This is a genomic window from Streptomyces sp. NPDC047117 (assembly GCF_040643545.1).
Lineage (GTDB): Bacteria > Actinomycetota > Actinomycetes > Streptomycetales > Streptomycetaceae > Streptomyces.
Map to the genome: position 1 here is coordinate 55,523 of NZ_JBEYUN010000025.1, position 15,324 is coordinate 70,846.

The window sequence follows — 15,324 nt, forward strand, 5'->3', positions numbered from 1 at the left end:
CGTCAGCTCAGATCCGACCGGCCGATCAGATTCGATCGGTCGATCAGATCCGACCGGCCGACCGGGCCGCCGCGAGGGCCTGTTCGGCGTAGCCGCGGCCGAAGAGCACGGTGTGGACCAGCAGGGGGAACAACTGGTGCAGGCCGATGCGATCGGCCCAGCCGTCGGCCAGCGGCGCGGCGTCCTGGTAAGCGGCGAGCACCCGATCCAGATGCGGGCAGCCGAACAGGTGCAGCATGGCCAGGTCGGTCTCGCGATGGCCGCCGTGCGCGGCCGGGTCGATCAGCCATACCTGGTCGTCCGCGCCCCACAGCACGTTGCCGCTCCACAGGTCGCCGTGGAGCCGGGCGGGCGGTTCGGCCGGGCCCGCCAGTTCGGGGAGGCGCGCCGCGACGCCCTCGATCACGGCTGCCTCGGCGGAACGCACCGTGCCGTCGTCGACAGCGCGGCGCAGATACGGAAGGACCCGGTGCTCGGCGTACCACTCGGGCCAGTCGGTGCCGGGGACGTTGCGCATCGGGGCGAGCCCGATGGCGGCGTCCCGGGGGCCGTCGGGCGGCGCGGCACCGAAGGCGGGTGCCCCGGCGACATGCAGGGCGGCCAGCTCCCGGCCGAAGCGTTCCGCGGCGCCCGCGCTCGGCCGTCCGGTCGCCACGCGGTCGATCACCAGTCGGCGCCCGTCCCGGCCGTGCACCTCGGGGACCCGGACCGCGTCGGCTTCGGCCAGCCAGCGCAGCCCGGCCGCCTCGGCCGCCACCGCGCCGGGGCTGTCACCCTGCTTGACGACCACGACCCGCCCGTCGTCGAGCGCGACCTCGGCAAGCGCTCCCGACAGCCGCGGTTTCCCACTCACCTGCCGCCCGGTGAGCCGGGCCGCCAGGGCCTCCGGGCCCTCGCCGTCCGAGGCCGCCGTACCGGCTGTCACGCGTCGTCCAGCCGCTCGCGCACCCAGGCGACAAGCCCCGGCATCGCGGCTTCGATCATGCCCAGCACCTCGTCGAACCCTTCGGGCCCGCCGTAGTACGGATCAGGCACCTCCAGCCCGGCCCCCGCGCCCCCGGCACCAGCCACTCGCGGATCGAAGCCCTCGGCACCGGCCGCCCTCGGATCGGAGTCCCCGGTACCAGCCGCCCGCGGATCGAAGGAGCGCAGCAGCCGCACCCGCGACGCGTCCGTCACCTGCCGGCGCAGCGCTTTCTCGTGACCGCGGTCCATCGCCACGAACAGATCGGCGTCCATGTGCGCGGCACCGAGCTGGGCCGCGACGTGCCGAGTGGGGTAACCGTGCCGGGCCAGCACCTCGCCGGCCCGTTCGTCGATGGGTTCCCCGACGTGCCAGGGCCCGATGCCGACACTGCTGACCTGTACCGCCCCGTCCAGCCCGGCCCGGCGCAGATGCTCACCGAAGACCAGCGCGGCCGACGGAGACCGGCAGATGTTCCCGCTGCAGACGAAACAGATGTGCACACGCCCAGCGTACGACCGCCCGCCTGCGACTACGCTGCCCAGCAGAAAGGCCCTCCCCAGGGAGGGCCTTGAAAGCGCCCCCGGCAGGACTCGAACCTGCGGCCAAGTGCTTAGAAGGCACCTGCTCTATCCACTGAGCTACGGGGGCCGGGTGTGAACGTGGATCACGGACCGCGGACCAGGATAGGGGGCCGCGTGCCTCGTCCCGGTTGCTTCACCTCCGTGGCACGTTGTGGAGGTTCGGTGAAGCGGTCCCGATAATCGCAGGCAGGTACGAATTCTGCACCGGTTTTGGCGCCTCACGGGACGGGTGTTGTGCACTCGTTATGCCTGAGCCCCTCCTGTCGCGGGCGTCCCACGCGCCACACATACCGTTTTGAGCGGGTTCGTACGGCGCGCACATGGGGCTATACGCTTCAAAAAGGCGTCGAAATTGGGCATTCTTCACATGTGGCGACCTTGGACGTAGGACCCCGGATCATCGACGCGCTCTCCGTGCTGCGTGACCGCGTCGCCGCCGCGCGCTTCCCGCTGCCGCTTCCAGGGGCCGCGCGAGCCCGCCGCGATCGTGCCGAACTCCTCGCTCACCTCGACGACTATGTGATGCCCCGTTTGCGTGCTCCTCAGGCACCGCTCCTGGCGGTCGTCGGCGGATCCACCGGCGCCGGGAAGTCCACGCTGGTCAATTCCCTCGTCGGGCGGCACATCACCGAGGCGGGCGTGCTGCGGCCCACGACGCGTACGCCCGTCCTGGTGTGCCACCCCGACGACCGGCACTGGTTCGCCGGCCCCCGCGTGCTGCCCGACCTCGTCCGCCTGTGGATGCCCGAGCAGGGCGGCGCCGGGAATCACCCGTATGGGGAGGGTTCGTGCGGAAGTGATTTTTACGGCGAGGGAGGGGGTGCGGGGGTCGGCGCCTACGAAGACGAGGAGGGGGACGGTGATGCTGCCTCCGAGGGCGATGGGCCCGCGCCGCTGCGTATTGAGACGGACCGGGGTGTCCCTCGGGGGCTCGCCCTTCTGGACGCTCCGGACATCGACTCCCTCGTGGCCCGCAACCGGGAGCTCGCTGCGGAGCTGATCTGCGCCGCGGACGTATGGGTGCTGGTCACCACGGCCGCGCGGTACGCCGACGCCGTCCCCTGGCACCTGCTGCGCACGGCCAAGGAGTACGACGTCACGCTCGTCACCGTGCTCGACCGGGTGCCGCACCAGATCGCGCCGGACATCACCGACCGGTACGCGGCCCTGCTGAACCGCGCGGGCCTCGGTGCCGTGCCGCGCTTCACCATCCCCGAGCTGCCCGAGTCGGCGGGCGGCGGCAGCGGCCTGCTGCCGGCCACCGCGGTCGCCGCGCTCCGCGCCTGGCTGGAGCGGCACGCCGAGGACCCGGTGGCCCGGGAGGCGGCAGCGGCCCGCTCCGTGGCCGGGGCGATCGCCTCGCTGCGCGCCCGGCTGCCCGCGCTGGCCGGTGCCTCCGCCGCTCAGCACGCCGCGGCGGTCCGGCTGGCCGACCGGGTCGACGAGGCGTACGAGAAGGCCGCCGTACGGGTACGGGCCGCGGTGACCGGCGGCGACGTCCTCTCGGGCGACGCTCGCGCCAACTGGCGCGACCACGCCCTCGGTGGCCGCCCCGACGAACTGCTGGACTCCCTCACCCGCGGCCTCGCCTCCCTCTTGTGCTGCGCGGTCGAGGAGGCGGACGAGCGGACGGCTGAGGCCTGGCGGCGCGACCCTGCGGCTGCCGGACTGGCCCTACTGGGGCAGGGCTCCTCGACACACGAGGGAGCGGCCGGGCCCGCCGCCTCCGGAGACGCGAGCATCGCCGGACGGCTCGGCATCCTTGCCCGGCGCTGGCGCCGCTGCCTGGAGGAACTCGCGGAGGAGGAGGCACGCGAGGCCCGCGCGGCACGGGAGGCGGCCGGGGACGCCCGCGGGCTGCTCGGCGGCGTACGGGGGCTGACACGCGACGCGCGCGCTGTCCCCGGAGAGCCGCGCGGTCCGGAACGTACGGGGGCCGCTGTACCCGAAGAGGCGGCGGCGCTGCTGGCCACCACGTTGCTGGGCGGCCGCCGGGCCCGTACGGCGGGCGAGAACCTCGCCGAGCTGCTCGGCGCCCACGGAGCGCTGCGGCTGCGCGACAAGGGGGGCGCGCTGCTCGACACGTACCTGGGCCGGGCCCTGGCCGCCGAACGCGAGCGCCGGCTGGCCCCCCTGGACGAACTGACCGTCCCGCCCGAGCAGCAGGTCGGACTGATCGCCGCCCTGTCGGTCCTGCGCACCGAACTGGCCGCCGAACGCGGCCCGGTGGCGGAGGGGGCGATGGCGGGGTGAGGGGCGCGGGCGGGGACGCCCTGGTCACGGACGACCCGGGCGGTGGCGGGCCTGGCGGTCACGGCCGCCTCGGTTGCCGTCGGTGATCTCGATGACGTTGAGCACTCTGCTGGTTCGTACGGAAAGGGCTTCTGGTGAGCGGTGAGCGCGAGGGTACGGACGGCGGCGCTGTACGAAAGAGCGGCTGGGACGACGGGCTGATCGCGCGCCGGGCCGCTCACGGGGAGCGAGCTGCTGACGGGAGCCGGGCCGGTCACGGGGAGCGTGCCGATCACGCCGGCCGTGCGGGGTACGCGGGTCGGCGGGTTGTGCCGGAGGACGATTCGGCCGCGCCTGAGGACTATCGCGCCGCGTCGGAGGGCGTGCCTGCCGCGCCGGAGGACTACCGCGCCGCCCCGGAGGAGCACCGTGCCGCGCCCGAGGCTGCGGCGGAGGGGTACCGCGCCATGCAGGCGGGCTACCGCGCCATGTCGGGGGAGGGCCACCCCGTACCGCAGGACCGGCACGGCGTACCGGAGGCCGATCGCGTGGCACCGCAGGCGGCTGTCCCCGCCGCTTCAGGGGGCGCGGCGGATGCGGCGCCAGGAGAGCCGGCGGCCGAGGCGGCACGGGACGCCGCCCCCTCGTACGCGTACGTGCCGCCCGTACGGCGCACCGTGGAGGACGAGCTGCAGCCCCGTATCGATGCGCTGCGCGAGCTGATCGGGCTGTCCCGGACGCGGCTGGACGGGCGGACGCTGGACGAGGCCGGAAAGGTGCTGGACGCGGCGGACGAGCGGGGCCGGCTGTCGGGCGAGCACACGGTCGTGGCGATCGCCGGTGCGACCGGCAGCGGCAAGTCGTCGCTCTTCAACGCGCTTTCCGGCGCCCCGTGTTCGGAGGTGGCCGCGCGCCGGCCGACCACCTCGCAGCCCGTGGCGTGCGTGTGGCCGGGCGACCGGGCAGGCGCCGAGGCCCTGCTGCACCGGCTGGAGATCTCCGTATCGCGGCGGTACGCCCCCGGTACGGCGGCCGGTCCGGGCGGTGTCCAGGGTGCCGAATCCGAAGGCGCGCCCGAAGGCGGGCGGGTCGGCGGTCCCGCAGGCGACCACGCCCTGCGCGGACTCGTACTGCTCGACCTGCCGGACCACGACTCGGCCGCGGTCGGTCACCGTGCCCAGGTGGACCGGCTGCTGAAGATCGTGGACGCCGTCATCTGGGTCGTGGACCCGGAGAAGTACGCGGACGCGGTGCTGCACGAGCGGTACCTGCGCCCGTTGGCGGGCTACGCCGAGGTGACGTTCGTGGTGCTCAACCAGGTGGACCGGCTGCCGGGCGACGCCGCCGACCAGGTGGTCGACGATCTGCGGCGGCTGCTCGACGAGGACGGTCTGGCGCTCAGCGAACACGGCGAGCCGGGCGCCACGGTACTCGCGCTGTCCGCGGCGACCGGCGAGGGCGTGGAGGAACTGCGGGACGCGCTGCGGCAGTTCGTGGGGGAGCGGGGCGCGGCGGGGCGTCGCCTGGCCGCCGACGTGGACGCGGCGGCGGAACGGCTGCAGCCCGTGTACGTGGCGGACGGCCAGGTCGGCCTGACCGAACAGGCACGTGAGGACTTCGAGGAGCGGCTCGCCGAGGCGGTGGGCGCCGCGGCGACCGGACGCGCCGCGGAGCGCGACTGGCTGCGCCACGCGGAGCGCGCCTGTGCCACCCCATGGGTACGCCTCCGCAACTGGCGCGCGGACGCGGCGAGACGGAGAGAAGCCGCTGCCGAGGGGCCACTCGGCCCGGTCACCGGAGCGGTGACGGGAGCGACGACAGGAACGGGGGGCGGGCAGCGCAGCGAGTACGGACAGGCCCATGTGTACGGGCGGGCTGCCGAGTCGCCGGGTGCCGTCGGCACGGCCTACGCCTCCAGATCGTCCGTTCACTCCGCTCCCTCCGCTCCCTCCGTTCCTTCCGTGCCGTCCGCGCGGTCCGTGGCGGCTGCTTCCACCGCCCCATCTGCCTCCACTGCCTCGAATGCCTCCGCCATCTCCTCCGGTTCCGCCGCGCAGACTTCGCGGACCGTTACGGAGCAGGCGGTACGGGCCGTGGCAGGTGGGGCGGCGCGGGGGTTGCCCGTGCCGTGGGCGCAGGCCGTGCGTGAGGCGGCGGACAAGGGAGCGCTCGGGCTGCCGGAAGCGCTGGACCGGGCGGCGGAGGCGGCCGACGAGGCACTGCAGGCCGGGCCGCCGGCGAAGCCGCGGTGGTGGACCGTGGCCGCCGGGGGACAGGGACTGCTGGTCGGGCTCCAGGTGCTGGGTGCCCTCTGGATGGTCGGCCTGCTGTGCGGGGTGGACCGGGCGTCCGGCGGAGCCGGCTGGCTGCCGGCGCTGGCGCTGATCACGATCGGTACGGTCGGCGGGCCCGCGTTGTCCTGGCTGTGCGGGGTGGCCGCGCGCGGCCCGGCGCGGCGGTACGGACAGGACGCCGAGCGGGAGCTGCGGGCCGCGGCGGCGGGGGCGGGCCGGGCCCGGGTGCTGGAGCCGGTCGCGGCCGAACTGCTGCGGTACCGGGAGGTGCGCGAGCAGTACGCGGTGGCGGCGGGCGCGTGAGCGCCTAAACCGGCGGGGGAGCGCCTGACCGGCGGGGGAGTCCCGGGCGAGTGAGGGGTGGCGGCTGCCCCGGCCGCTCGGGCTGCTCACCCACACGAGTGGCGGTCTTTTCCCCACCCGGCCCCCACCCGGCCCCCAATCCCTCGCCGACGTCCTTCCCGACCCGTCCCGCTCGGTGGTTGTCCACAGCCCCCGACGCGATTTCGCGGATCCGGGCAGCATGGTTTTCACGACGCGGCCGATGGCGGGCTCGGAGCTCGCCGGGGAGAACGGAACGGCCGCGACAGAACGGGGGAGATGACGATGACCGACACGATGGTGACGCTGACGGGGAACGCGGCGACGGCGGTGGAGCACCGCTATACCAAGGACGGTGCGGCAGCGGCGAGGTTCCGGATGGCGTGCACACCGCGCCGGTTCGACAGGGAGCAGGGCCGCTGGACGGACGGTCCCACGAGCTTCTACACCGTGCGGGCCTGGCGCACCCTCGCCGACAATCTCGCCGCCTCGGTGGCGGTCGGCGAACCGCTCCTCGTACGGGGGAGGTTGACGATGCGCGAGGGGGAGCACCCGCCGGAGCGGGGTGGCGGCCGGTGGTTCGCGGCGGAGGTCGACGCCGTGGCGATCGGGCACGACCTCACCCGCGGCACGGCCGCTTTCCGCCGCGTCGCCCGGACGACGGTCTCCGCCACGGACTTTGACGCGACCACCTCCGCCGCCGCAACCGGAACGGCAACGGCAACCGCACCCGCGCCCGACCCGGGCGCCAGCCCAAGCACCACTTCTGAAGCAGAAGGCGGTACAGCGGAAGGCAATACCGCCGAAGGCAATACAACCGAAGGCACTACAACGGACGGCTCTCCAACTGACCGCCCCCTGCCGGGAAGTGACCTCTTCACGAGCGGAACTGCGCACTCTGTAGCAGCAAATGAGGCCCGTGGGGGCGGAATTGATGCTTCCGTGATGGGAAGTGATTCGCCGGAGAAGGTGCCAGTGTCCTGAATTGCCCCCGGGGATTTGTCGATAATCCCAGGTCAGCGGCGCTTCGTTCGGTAACGATTGCGATTCGGATCGCTTGTCGTACGGCATCACTGGGGACGCTGTTGCGCTCGCTCTCTAGGATCCACGAGTGACTCACGGGGGCTGATCATCACGAGCACTCACGGGGGCTGATCGTTCCGTTCGGCTGTTGAGTTCTCGGTTCTTTCCGGCGAGGCCACCTCCCATCGACCTGCCTCGCCCAGAGGGGAATTTCATGATTTCTGTGAAGAGGCGCGGTGCGGCCCGCCTTGCCGCCGCGGTCCTGGCCTCGGGCCTGGCGGCGGCGGGCGCGATAGCCACTGCGGGGCCTGCTGTCGCGGATGACGCGCCCCCGGCGCACAGCGGCGTCACCGCCACGCTCGGCGGCCTGAAGGTCTACGACCAGGCCGTCATCCACGACAACGGCCGGGACCAGAAGATCGGCGCCGGGCTGTTCGAGATGGCTGTCGACAAGGGCGGTGCGCTCCAGACGTACTGCATCGACATCCACAACCCGACGCAGAACCAGGCCAAGTACCAGGAAGTGCCCTGGAGCCAGTCGTCGCTGCACAACAACAGCGACGCCGGCAAGATCCGCTGGATCCTGCAGAACTCCTACCCGCAGGTGAACGACCTGGCCGCGCTCGCGCAGAAGGCGGGCGCCGGGACGCTCACCGAGAAGACCGCGGCGGCCGGTACGCAGGTCGCGATCTGGCGCTTCTCCGACCACGCCGACGTCGACGCGGTGAACCCCGCGGCGGAGAAGCTGGCGGACTACCTGGAGAAGAGCGCGCAGAACCTCGCGGAGCCGACGGCGTCCCTGACGCTCGACCCGCCGGCCGTCTCCGGCAAGTCCGGCAGCCGGATCGGCCCGGTCACCGTCCACACCAACGCGCAGAGCGCGGCGGTCACCCCGGCGGCGGACGCCCCGTCCGGCGTCAAGGTCGTCGACAAGAGCGGCAAGCCGGTCACCAGCGCGCCCAACGGTTCGCAGCTGTTCTTCGACGTGCCGGCCGGTACCGAGGACGGTTCGACCTCGCTGACGGTCCAGGCCGCCACGAAGGTGCCGGTGGGCCGCGCGTTCACCGGTGTCGGTCAGCACGCCAAGAGCCAGACGCAGATCCTGGCGGGCTCCAGCGAGTCCACCGTCTCCGCCGTGGCCACGGCCTCCTGGGCGAAGCAGGGCGCGGTTCCGGCCGTGACCGCCGAGAAGGACTGCAAGAAGGGCGGCGTCGACGTCACCGCCAGCAACAAGGGTGACGAGGCGTTCCACTTCCAGCTGGCGGGCAAGGACTACGAGGTCGCGCCCGGCAAGTCCCAGACGGTGACCGTGCCGGTCGCCGAGGACCAGTCGTACGACATCACGGTCAAGGGTGACAACGGCTTCTCGAAGCAGTTCACCGGCGTCCTGGACTGCAAGACCGCGGGCAGCGGTGGCGACAGCACCCCGGCCCCGTCCGCGCACCCGAGCCCGGCGTCGGCCGGTGGTACCGGTGGCGACTCGGCGGGTGACACCGGTGGCGACCTGGCGGAGACCGGTTCCAGCAACGCCACGCCGATGATCGCGGGTGTCGCGGTCGCGCTGGTCGTGATCGGCGGTGCGGCGGTGTTCTTCCTCCGTAAGAAGAAGGCCGGCGTCACGCAGTAAGAGCGGCAAGTGCAGTAAGGGTGACGCTGCAGCAGTGGCGTGACCCGCGGTGAGCGACGCTCACCGCAAGCAGCAGGCCCCGGCCCCGGAGCGCCCCAGGCGCCCGGGGCCGTCGGCTGCCCGCTCTCCGGGAGCGCTCCCGCGCACGCCGCCCCACCCCGCCGGAGTGGCTCCCCGGAGGGGCTTCCGCCCCCGGGCTGAGGGGGCTCGGGTCGTTACCCGTTTTCATCGGGGGACCGGCGTACGGCAAGATGGGTAGTACTGCCCACTTCCAGATCCAGACTGCCGGACGGTTTCTCTTGGCTGAGTTCATTTACACCATGCGCAAGGCGCGCAAGGCGCACGGCGACAAGGTGATCCTCGACGACGTCACCCTGAACTTCCTGCCGGGAGCGAAGATCGGTGTCGTGGGCCCCAACGGTGCCGGTAAGTCCACGGTGCTGAAGATCATGGCGGGCCTGGAGCAGCCGTCCAACGGTGACGCGTTCCTGTCGCCCGGTTACAGCGTCGGCATGCTGCTGCAGGAGCCGCCGCTGGACGAGTCCAAGACGGTCCTGGAGAACGTCCAGGACGGCGCCCGCGAGATCATGGACAAGCTCCACCGCTTCAACGAGGTCGCCGAGCTCATGGCGACCGACTACAGCGACGCGCTCATGGACGAGATGGGCAAGCTGCAGGAGGACCTGGACCACGCCAACGCGTGGGACCTGGACACCCAGCTGGAGCAGGCGATGGACGCGCTGGGCTGCCCGCCCGGCGACTGGGGCGTCACCAAGCTCTCCGGTGGTGAGAAGCGCCGCGTCGCGCTCTGCAAGCTCCTCCTGGAGGCCCCCGACCTGCTGCTCCTCGACGAGCCCACCAACCACCTGGACGCCGAGTCCGTGCAGTGGCTGGAGCAGCACCTCGCGCAGTACAGCGGCACCGTCGTCGCCGTCACCCACGACCGGTACTTCCTCGACAACGTGGCCGAGTGGATCCTGGAGCTGGACCGCGGCCGGGCGCACCCCTACGAGGGCAACTACTCCACGTACCTGGACAAGAAGGCCACGCGCCTGAAGGTCGAGGGCCAGAAGGACGCCAAGCGCGCGAAGCGTCTGAAGGAAGAGCTGGAGTGGGTCCGCTCCAACGCCAAGGGCCGGCAGGCCAAGTCCAAGTCCCGTCTGACGCGGTACGAGGAGATGGCGGCCGAGGCCGAGAAGACCCGGAAGCTGGACTTCGAGGAGATCCAGATCCCGCCGGGCCCGCGGCTGGGCAACATCGTCGTCGAGGTCGAGCACCTCTCGAAGGCGTTCGGGGACAAGGTCCTCATCGACGACCTGTCCTTCACCCTGCCGCGCAACGGCATCGTGGGTGTCATCGGCCCGAACGGTGCCGGTAAGACGACCCTGTTCAAGATGATCCAGGGCCTGGAGACCGCGGACTCCGGTTCGATCAAGGTCGGCGACACGGTCAAGATCTCGTACGTGGACCAGAACCGCGCCAACATCGACCCCAAGAAGACCCTGTGGGCCGTGGTGTCGGACGAGCTGGACTACATCAACGTGGGCCAGGTCGAGATGCCGTCCCGCGCGTACGTCTCCGCGTTCGGCTTCAAGGGCCCGGACCAGCAGAAGCCGGCCGGCGTGCTCTCCGGTGGTGAGCGCAACCGCCTGAACCTCGCGCTGACCCTGAAGCAGGGCGGCAACCTGCTCCTCCTCGACGAGCCGACCAACGACCTCGATGTCGAGACCCTGTCCTCGCTGGAGAACGCGCTGCTGGAGTTCCCGGGCTGCGCCGTGGTCGTCTCCCACGACCGCTGGTTCCTGGACCGGGTCGCCACGCACATCCTGGCGTACGAGGGCGAGTCCAAGTGGTTCTGGTTCGAGGGCAACTTCGAGTCGTACGAGAAGAACAAGATCGAGCGGCTCGGCCCGGACGCCGCCCGCCCGCACCGCGCCACCTACAAGAAGCTGACCCGAGGCTGAGGCTGATCGCGTGCGACACGTCTACTCCTGCCCCCTGCGCTGGGCGGACATGGATGCGTTCGGCCACGTCAACAACGTGGTCTTCCTCCGCTACCTCGAAGAGGCGCGGATCGACTTCATGTTCCGGCTGGCGCCGGGGGACGGCAGCCCGTCGTTCTCCGGCGGGTCCGTCGTGGCCCGTCACGAGATCGACTACGTGCGTCCGCTGGTCCACCGGCATGCGCCGGTGACCATCGAGTCGTGGGTGACGCGGATCACCGCGGCGTCCCTGACGATCCAGTACGAGATCAAGGACGCCGCTACGCCGGAACACGGGGAGACCGTGTACGTGCGGGCCTCGACCGTCGTGGTGCCCTACGACCTCGAAGCGGGGCGTCCGCGGCGCATCACGGCCGAGGAGAAGTCGTTCCTGCAGAAGTACCGGGACGACGCCGACGACAGCGGCAACGGCAGCGCCGACCGCTCGGAGGCCGTCGCCGCATGACGGTTCTGCGCCTCGCCGACGAGGGGGAGGCGGCGGACCTCGCCGCCTTCCTGTCCCGGCTGCTGCACTACGACCGGGCCGCCGCGGTGCGTCTGCAGGCGGCGCCCGGCGGAGCCGGTGACGGCGGCGTGCTCGCCGTCTTCGGCCGGCCGCCGTCCTTCGAGGTGCTGGCCATCCGCACGGCGCGGCTCGCGGAGCCGGCCCGGCTGGACGCCACCGTCTCGGCCGGCGAACTGCTCGACGGCCTCGCGGAACCGGCGGGCACGCTCGCCGTACCCGCCGCGGTCACCGGCCCGCCGTGGGCCGGGGTGCTGCCGCCGCAGGGCGGCTGGCGTCGGGTGCCGGGGCTGCCCGCGCCCGACGCGCTGGGCCGGATGCTCGCGGCCTCGGTCGCCGAGTTCCGCGCCCGCGACGCGGAGCTGTCGCCGGAGCGGCGGACCCGTACGGAACGGGACCGCATCGGCCGGGAGATCTGGTCGCGCACGGTCGGCGACACGCATCTGCCGCTGCGCGCCGTGCACGCCGCGCAGTCCCTGGGCTTCCTGCGTCCGGTGCGCGCCGCGGTCGGCGCCGCGGGCGCCGGGCGCCTCCCGGAGCCGTACACGCTGCTCGCCGCGGGCGGCTGGCTCCGGTTCCGTACGCCGCACGGCTCCATCGCCGTCCGTAGCGGTGGCCTCCAGGGCCTCTCGGTCACCCCGACCTGAGCGACGTACACAGACGCACACAGACGTGCACAGCAGAGAGAGGCCGGGCGCCCCGAAAGGGGAGCCCGGCCTCTCGCCGTTCGCCGGACGGGCGTCGCGTGGGTCGTCAGCCCTCCGAGCCGACCCTCCGCGTCAGCCCTCCGAGTTGACCATCGACGCGGCCGCGTACGTCATGTAGTTCCACAGCTGGGTCTCCAGCTCGGGCGCCAGCTCCAGGGAGTCCACCGCGTCCCGCATGTGCCGCAGCCAGGCGTCGTGCGCCGCGCGGTCGACGGTGAAGGGCGCGTGCCGCATCCGCAGCCGGGGGTGGCCGCGGCCCTCGCTGTACGTACGGGGACCGCCCCAGTACTGCATGAGGAACAGCGTGAGGCGCTCCTCGGCCGGGCCGAGGTCCTCCTCCGGGTACATGGGCCGGAGCAGCGGGTCCTCGGCGACGCCCTGGTAGAAACGGTGCACCAGACGCCGGAAGGTCTCCTCGCCACCGACCTGCTCGTAGAAGGTCTGGTCCTGAAGCGTGCCGCGCGGAATCTCGTTCACCCCTCCATCGTCTCAGACGCACCGGCCGAGTACGGAAGATCTAGGACCACGGGCGGTGGGAGGACGGCCGGGGCACGGGCGTAGCACAGTGGAGGCATGAGCGGTAACGGCGCGGAACCGACGCACGATCCGTACGCCGCCGAGGCCGCGGCGGCCAGAGCCGGGCTGGTGCGGCTGATCACGCTGGGCGGCGGGCTCGCGGACCCCCGCTGGCGGGCGGCGTTCGCCGAGGTGCCCCGGCATCTGTTCGTCCCCGTGTACTACGTGGGCGCGGCCGGCGGGTACGAGCGGCGGGCCGCCGACCACCCCGATCCGCTGCGCCGGGCCGAGTGGCTGCGCGGAGCGTACACGGACGGCGCGCTGGCCACCCACGTACGGGAGGGGGAGCTGGTCTCCTCCAGCAGCCAGCCGTCGCTGATGGCCATGATGCTCGACGCGCTGGCGGTCGAGGACGGGCACGAGGTGCTGGAGGTCGGCACGGGCACGGGCTACAACGCGGCGCTGCTCGCGCACCGGCTCGGCGACGGGCGGGTCACCACCGTGGACCTCGACGAGGAGATCACCGGGCCGGCCCGGGAGCATCTGGCGGCGGCCGGGTACCGGCCCCTGGTGGTCACCGGGGACGGCGCGGCGGGCTGCCCGGAGCGGGCCCCGTTCGACCGGATCATGGCGACCTGCCGGCTGCCGTCCGTGCCGCCGGCGTGGCCGGCGCAGTGCCGGACCGGCGGGCTGATCCTCACGCCGCTGGCCACCGGGCTGGTCCTGCTGCGGGTGACCGGGCCGGAGCACGCGGAGGGGCGGTTCCTGTCGACCCCGGCGTACTTCGTGCGGCTGCGCGGCGGGTCAGAAGCGCCCGCGGAGCCCCGCGGCGCGTCGGGGGACGGTGGGCACGACCGGGTGCAGGCCGAGACCGCCGCGCTGCCCACCGAAGCGCTGCGCGACGAGCGCTTCCACTTCCTGCGCGCGCTGAGCGCCGGGACGCTGGACCCGCAGGCGGCGTACGCGCTGTGGCGCGCGGAGCACCGGCCGGACCGGGAGCGGTACGGGGTGACGGTCGCGGGCGAGCGGCAGTGGGCGTGGCTGGACGACCCCGGCGGTCCTCACCGCTGGCCGCTGCCCGGCCGGGACTGACCCCGGCCGGGGGAGCACGTCGGGGCTCAGCCCCGGCGGACCGTGATCGTCGTCCAGGCGCCGACATGCACCCGGTCGCCCTCCTGGAGCGGGATCGGGACGTACGGCTGGATCGGCTCCTCGCCGCCGTTGATCGTCGTGCCGTTGGTGGAGTTCTGGTCCACCACGGCCCAGCCGCCCTCCGGCTGCTGGACCAGCATCGCGTGCTGGTGCGAGACGCCCGGGTCCTCCGGCGGGCGCGCCAGGTCGATGTCCGGCGACTCGCCCGTGCTCTGCCGGCGGCGGCCGATGGTGACCTGCTGGCCGGAGAGCGGCAGCTGCTGCTCGGGGGAGTAGGCGGGCAGGTTCAGGCCGGCGGCCTCCGGGCCGCTGCGGCCCATCATCGCCATGAAGTACTCACGGTCCGGAGCGATCACCGCGACCCAGCCGGCCGCGGTCGGCACGGGGCCGGTGCCGCCGCCCGGGGGCCACGGCTGCTCACCGGCCCGGGCCTGCTGCTGGCCCTGGTCGTACGGAGGCGGCTGCTGGCCCTGCTGGTCGTACGGGGGCGGCTGCTGCTGCGGGAACGGCTGCTGCTGCGGCTGCTCCCACGGGGCGGACTGCTGCGAGTCGTACGGGCCGGGCGGCGCCGGGGGCGCGGACTGCTCGTACGGCGGGGGCGGCGGACCGGGCTGGTCGAAGCCCTGCGGACCGGGGCCTTGCGGGCCCGGACCCTGCGGGCCGGTCTGCTCGAAGCCCTGCGGGCCGGGGCCCTGGGGGCCGGGGCCGTGCTGGCCGGGGACGGGCGGTCCGTACGGGCCGGGGCCGCCGGGCGGCGCCGGGGGCTGCGGGGCGGCGTTCTGCGGCGCGCCGGGCGGCTGCGGGCCGCCGGGGGGCGGGAGCAGCCAGTCGTCGCCGCCCTGGGACTGGCCCTGCTGCTGCGGCGGAGGCGGCGGGCCCGCGTCACCGAAGGGCGCGGGCGGCGGCGTCGCGTCGCCGTACGGCGGGGGCGGGCCGGCGGGGCCCGGCTGCTGGCCGGGGCCCAGCGGTTCGGCGGGCCGGTTCATCTGGGAGGGGCGGGAGCCCTGGTACTCGTACTGGTCCGGCGGGCCGGGCTGGGGCGGGAAGCCGGGCGGCTGCGCGGACTGCTGCTGCGGCGCCGGGTACGAGGCGGAGGTCGAGGAGTGCGTCAGGAAGTTGTACCGGCACTCCTCGCAGAACGGCGCCGTGGCCTCGCGCGGCGTACCGCACTGCGGGCACAGCTCGGCCTGGCCGGTGGCGGGACCGGGGGCCTGGCCGGCGCCGGGCGGGGGCGGCGGGAAGCCGTATCCCCCCTGCTGGGGCGCCGGGGCGCCGGGGAAGCCGGGCGGTGGGGGAGGCGGAGGAGCGACAGGGCCCGCCATGCGGTGGCCGCACACCTCGCACCAGTCTTCGGCCACTGACTGGTGGCCGTTCGGGCAGGTCGGCATGTCGGTATGTC

Annotated in this window: 12 protein-coding genes and 1 tRNA gene; 8 read left to right on the forward strand and 5 right to left on the reverse strand. The window is 73.3% G+C overall.

Annotated elements, in window-relative coordinates; genetic code table 11:
- Positions 1 to 43: 43 nt before the first annotated feature.
- The 3 genes from ABZ840_RS33715 to ABZ840_RS33725 all read right to left on the reverse strand — a co-directional run bounded on the left by ABZ840_RS33715 (position 44) and on the right by ABZ840_RS33725 (position 1,615).
- Positions 44 to 925, reverse strand: coding sequence for a fructosamine kinase family protein (locus tag ABZ840_RS33715; RefSeq protein WP_361566526.1), 882 nt, complete (start codon positions 923 to 925; stop codon positions 44 to 46).
- Positions 922 to 1,467: a low molecular weight protein-tyrosine-phosphatase gene (locus ABZ840_RS33720; protein ID WP_361566529.1), complete on the reverse strand. Its 546-nt coding sequence runs from the start codon at positions 1,465 to 1,467 to the stop codon at positions 922 to 924. Before ABZ840_RS33720 ends, ABZ840_RS33715 begins: the two co-directional genes overlap by 4 nt.
- A gap of 75 nt (positions 1,468 to 1,542) precedes the next feature.
- Positions 1,543 to 1,615: transfer RNA gene (locus tag ABZ840_RS33725), tRNA-Arg, on the reverse strand.
- A gap of 311 nt (positions 1,616 to 1,926) precedes the next feature.
- Between ABZ840_RS33725 and ABZ840_RS33730 the strand changes: the two genes are divergently transcribed.
- From ABZ840_RS33730 to ABZ840_RS33760, 7 genes are all read left to right on the forward strand, one after another.
- Positions 1,927 to 3,801 (forward strand): GTPase domain-containing protein, encoded by a 1,875-nt coding sequence (locus ABZ840_RS33730; RefSeq protein ID WP_361566531.1) that lies wholly within the window; start codon positions 1,927 to 1,929, stop codon positions 3,799 to 3,801.
- A 362-nt stretch (positions 3,802 to 4,163) separates the two neighbouring features.
- Entirely contained in the window at positions 4,164 to 6,377 is a 2,214-nt protein-coding gene (locus ABZ840_RS33735; protein ID WP_361566534.1) for a GTPase, read from the forward strand.
- A 303-nt stretch (positions 6,378 to 6,680) separates the two neighbouring features.
- Positions 6,681 to 7,379 carry a single-stranded DNA-binding protein gene (locus ABZ840_RS33740; protein WP_361566537.1) on the forward strand — a complete coding sequence of 233 codons (699 nt, stop codon included), beginning with the start codon at positions 6,681 to 6,683 and terminating at the stop codon, positions 7,377 to 7,379.
- 253 nt (positions 7,380 to 7,632) lie between these two features.
- Complete coding sequence (locus tag ABZ840_RS33745; protein WP_361566540.1) at positions 7,633 to 9,045, forward strand: Cys-Gln thioester bond-forming surface protein; 1,413 nt, start codon at positions 7,633 to 7,635, stop codon at positions 9,043 to 9,045.
- A 299-nt stretch (positions 9,046 to 9,344) separates the two neighbouring features.
- Positions 9,345 to 11,009, forward strand: coding sequence for an energy-dependent translational throttle protein EttA (gene ettA / locus ABZ840_RS33750; protein WP_361566543.1), 1,665 nt, complete (start codon positions 9,345 to 9,347; stop codon positions 11,007 to 11,009).
- A 10-nt stretch (positions 11,010 to 11,019) separates the two neighbouring features.
- Positions 11,020 to 11,493 carry a thioesterase family protein gene (locus ABZ840_RS33755; RefSeq protein ID WP_361566545.1) on the forward strand — a complete coding sequence of 158 codons (474 nt, stop codon included), beginning with the start codon at positions 11,020 to 11,022 and terminating at the stop codon, positions 11,491 to 11,493.
- Positions 11,490 to 12,197: a hypothetical protein gene (locus tag ABZ840_RS33760; protein WP_361566548.1), complete on the forward strand. Its 708-nt coding sequence runs from the start codon at positions 11,490 to 11,492 to the stop codon at positions 12,195 to 12,197. Before ABZ840_RS33755 ends, ABZ840_RS33760 begins: the two co-directional genes overlap by 4 nt.
- A gap of 132 nt (positions 12,198 to 12,329) precedes the next feature.
- Here ABZ840_RS33760 and ABZ840_RS33765 read toward each other — a convergent pair whose 3' ends face one another.
- Positions 12,330 to 12,734: a globin gene (locus tag ABZ840_RS33765; RefSeq protein WP_361566550.1), complete on the reverse strand. Its 405-nt coding sequence runs from the start codon at positions 12,732 to 12,734 to the stop codon at positions 12,330 to 12,332.
- Positions 12,735 to 12,830: 96 nt separating this feature from the next.
- Between ABZ840_RS33765 and ABZ840_RS33770 the strand changes: the two genes are divergently transcribed.
- Positions 12,831 to 13,865 (forward strand): methyltransferase domain-containing protein, encoded by a 1,035-nt coding sequence (locus ABZ840_RS33770; protein ID WP_361566553.1) that lies wholly within the window; start codon positions 12,831 to 12,833, stop codon positions 13,863 to 13,865.
- A gap of 26 nt (positions 13,866 to 13,891) precedes the next feature.
- Here the strand turns inward: ABZ840_RS33770 and ABZ840_RS33775 are convergent, their stop codons facing one another.
- Complete coding sequence (locus ABZ840_RS33775) at positions 13,892 to 15,313, reverse strand: FHA domain-containing protein (protein ID WP_361566556.1); 1,422 nt, start codon at positions 15,311 to 15,313, stop codon at positions 13,892 to 13,894.
- Between the last annotated feature and the right edge of the window lie 11 nt (positions 15,314 to 15,324).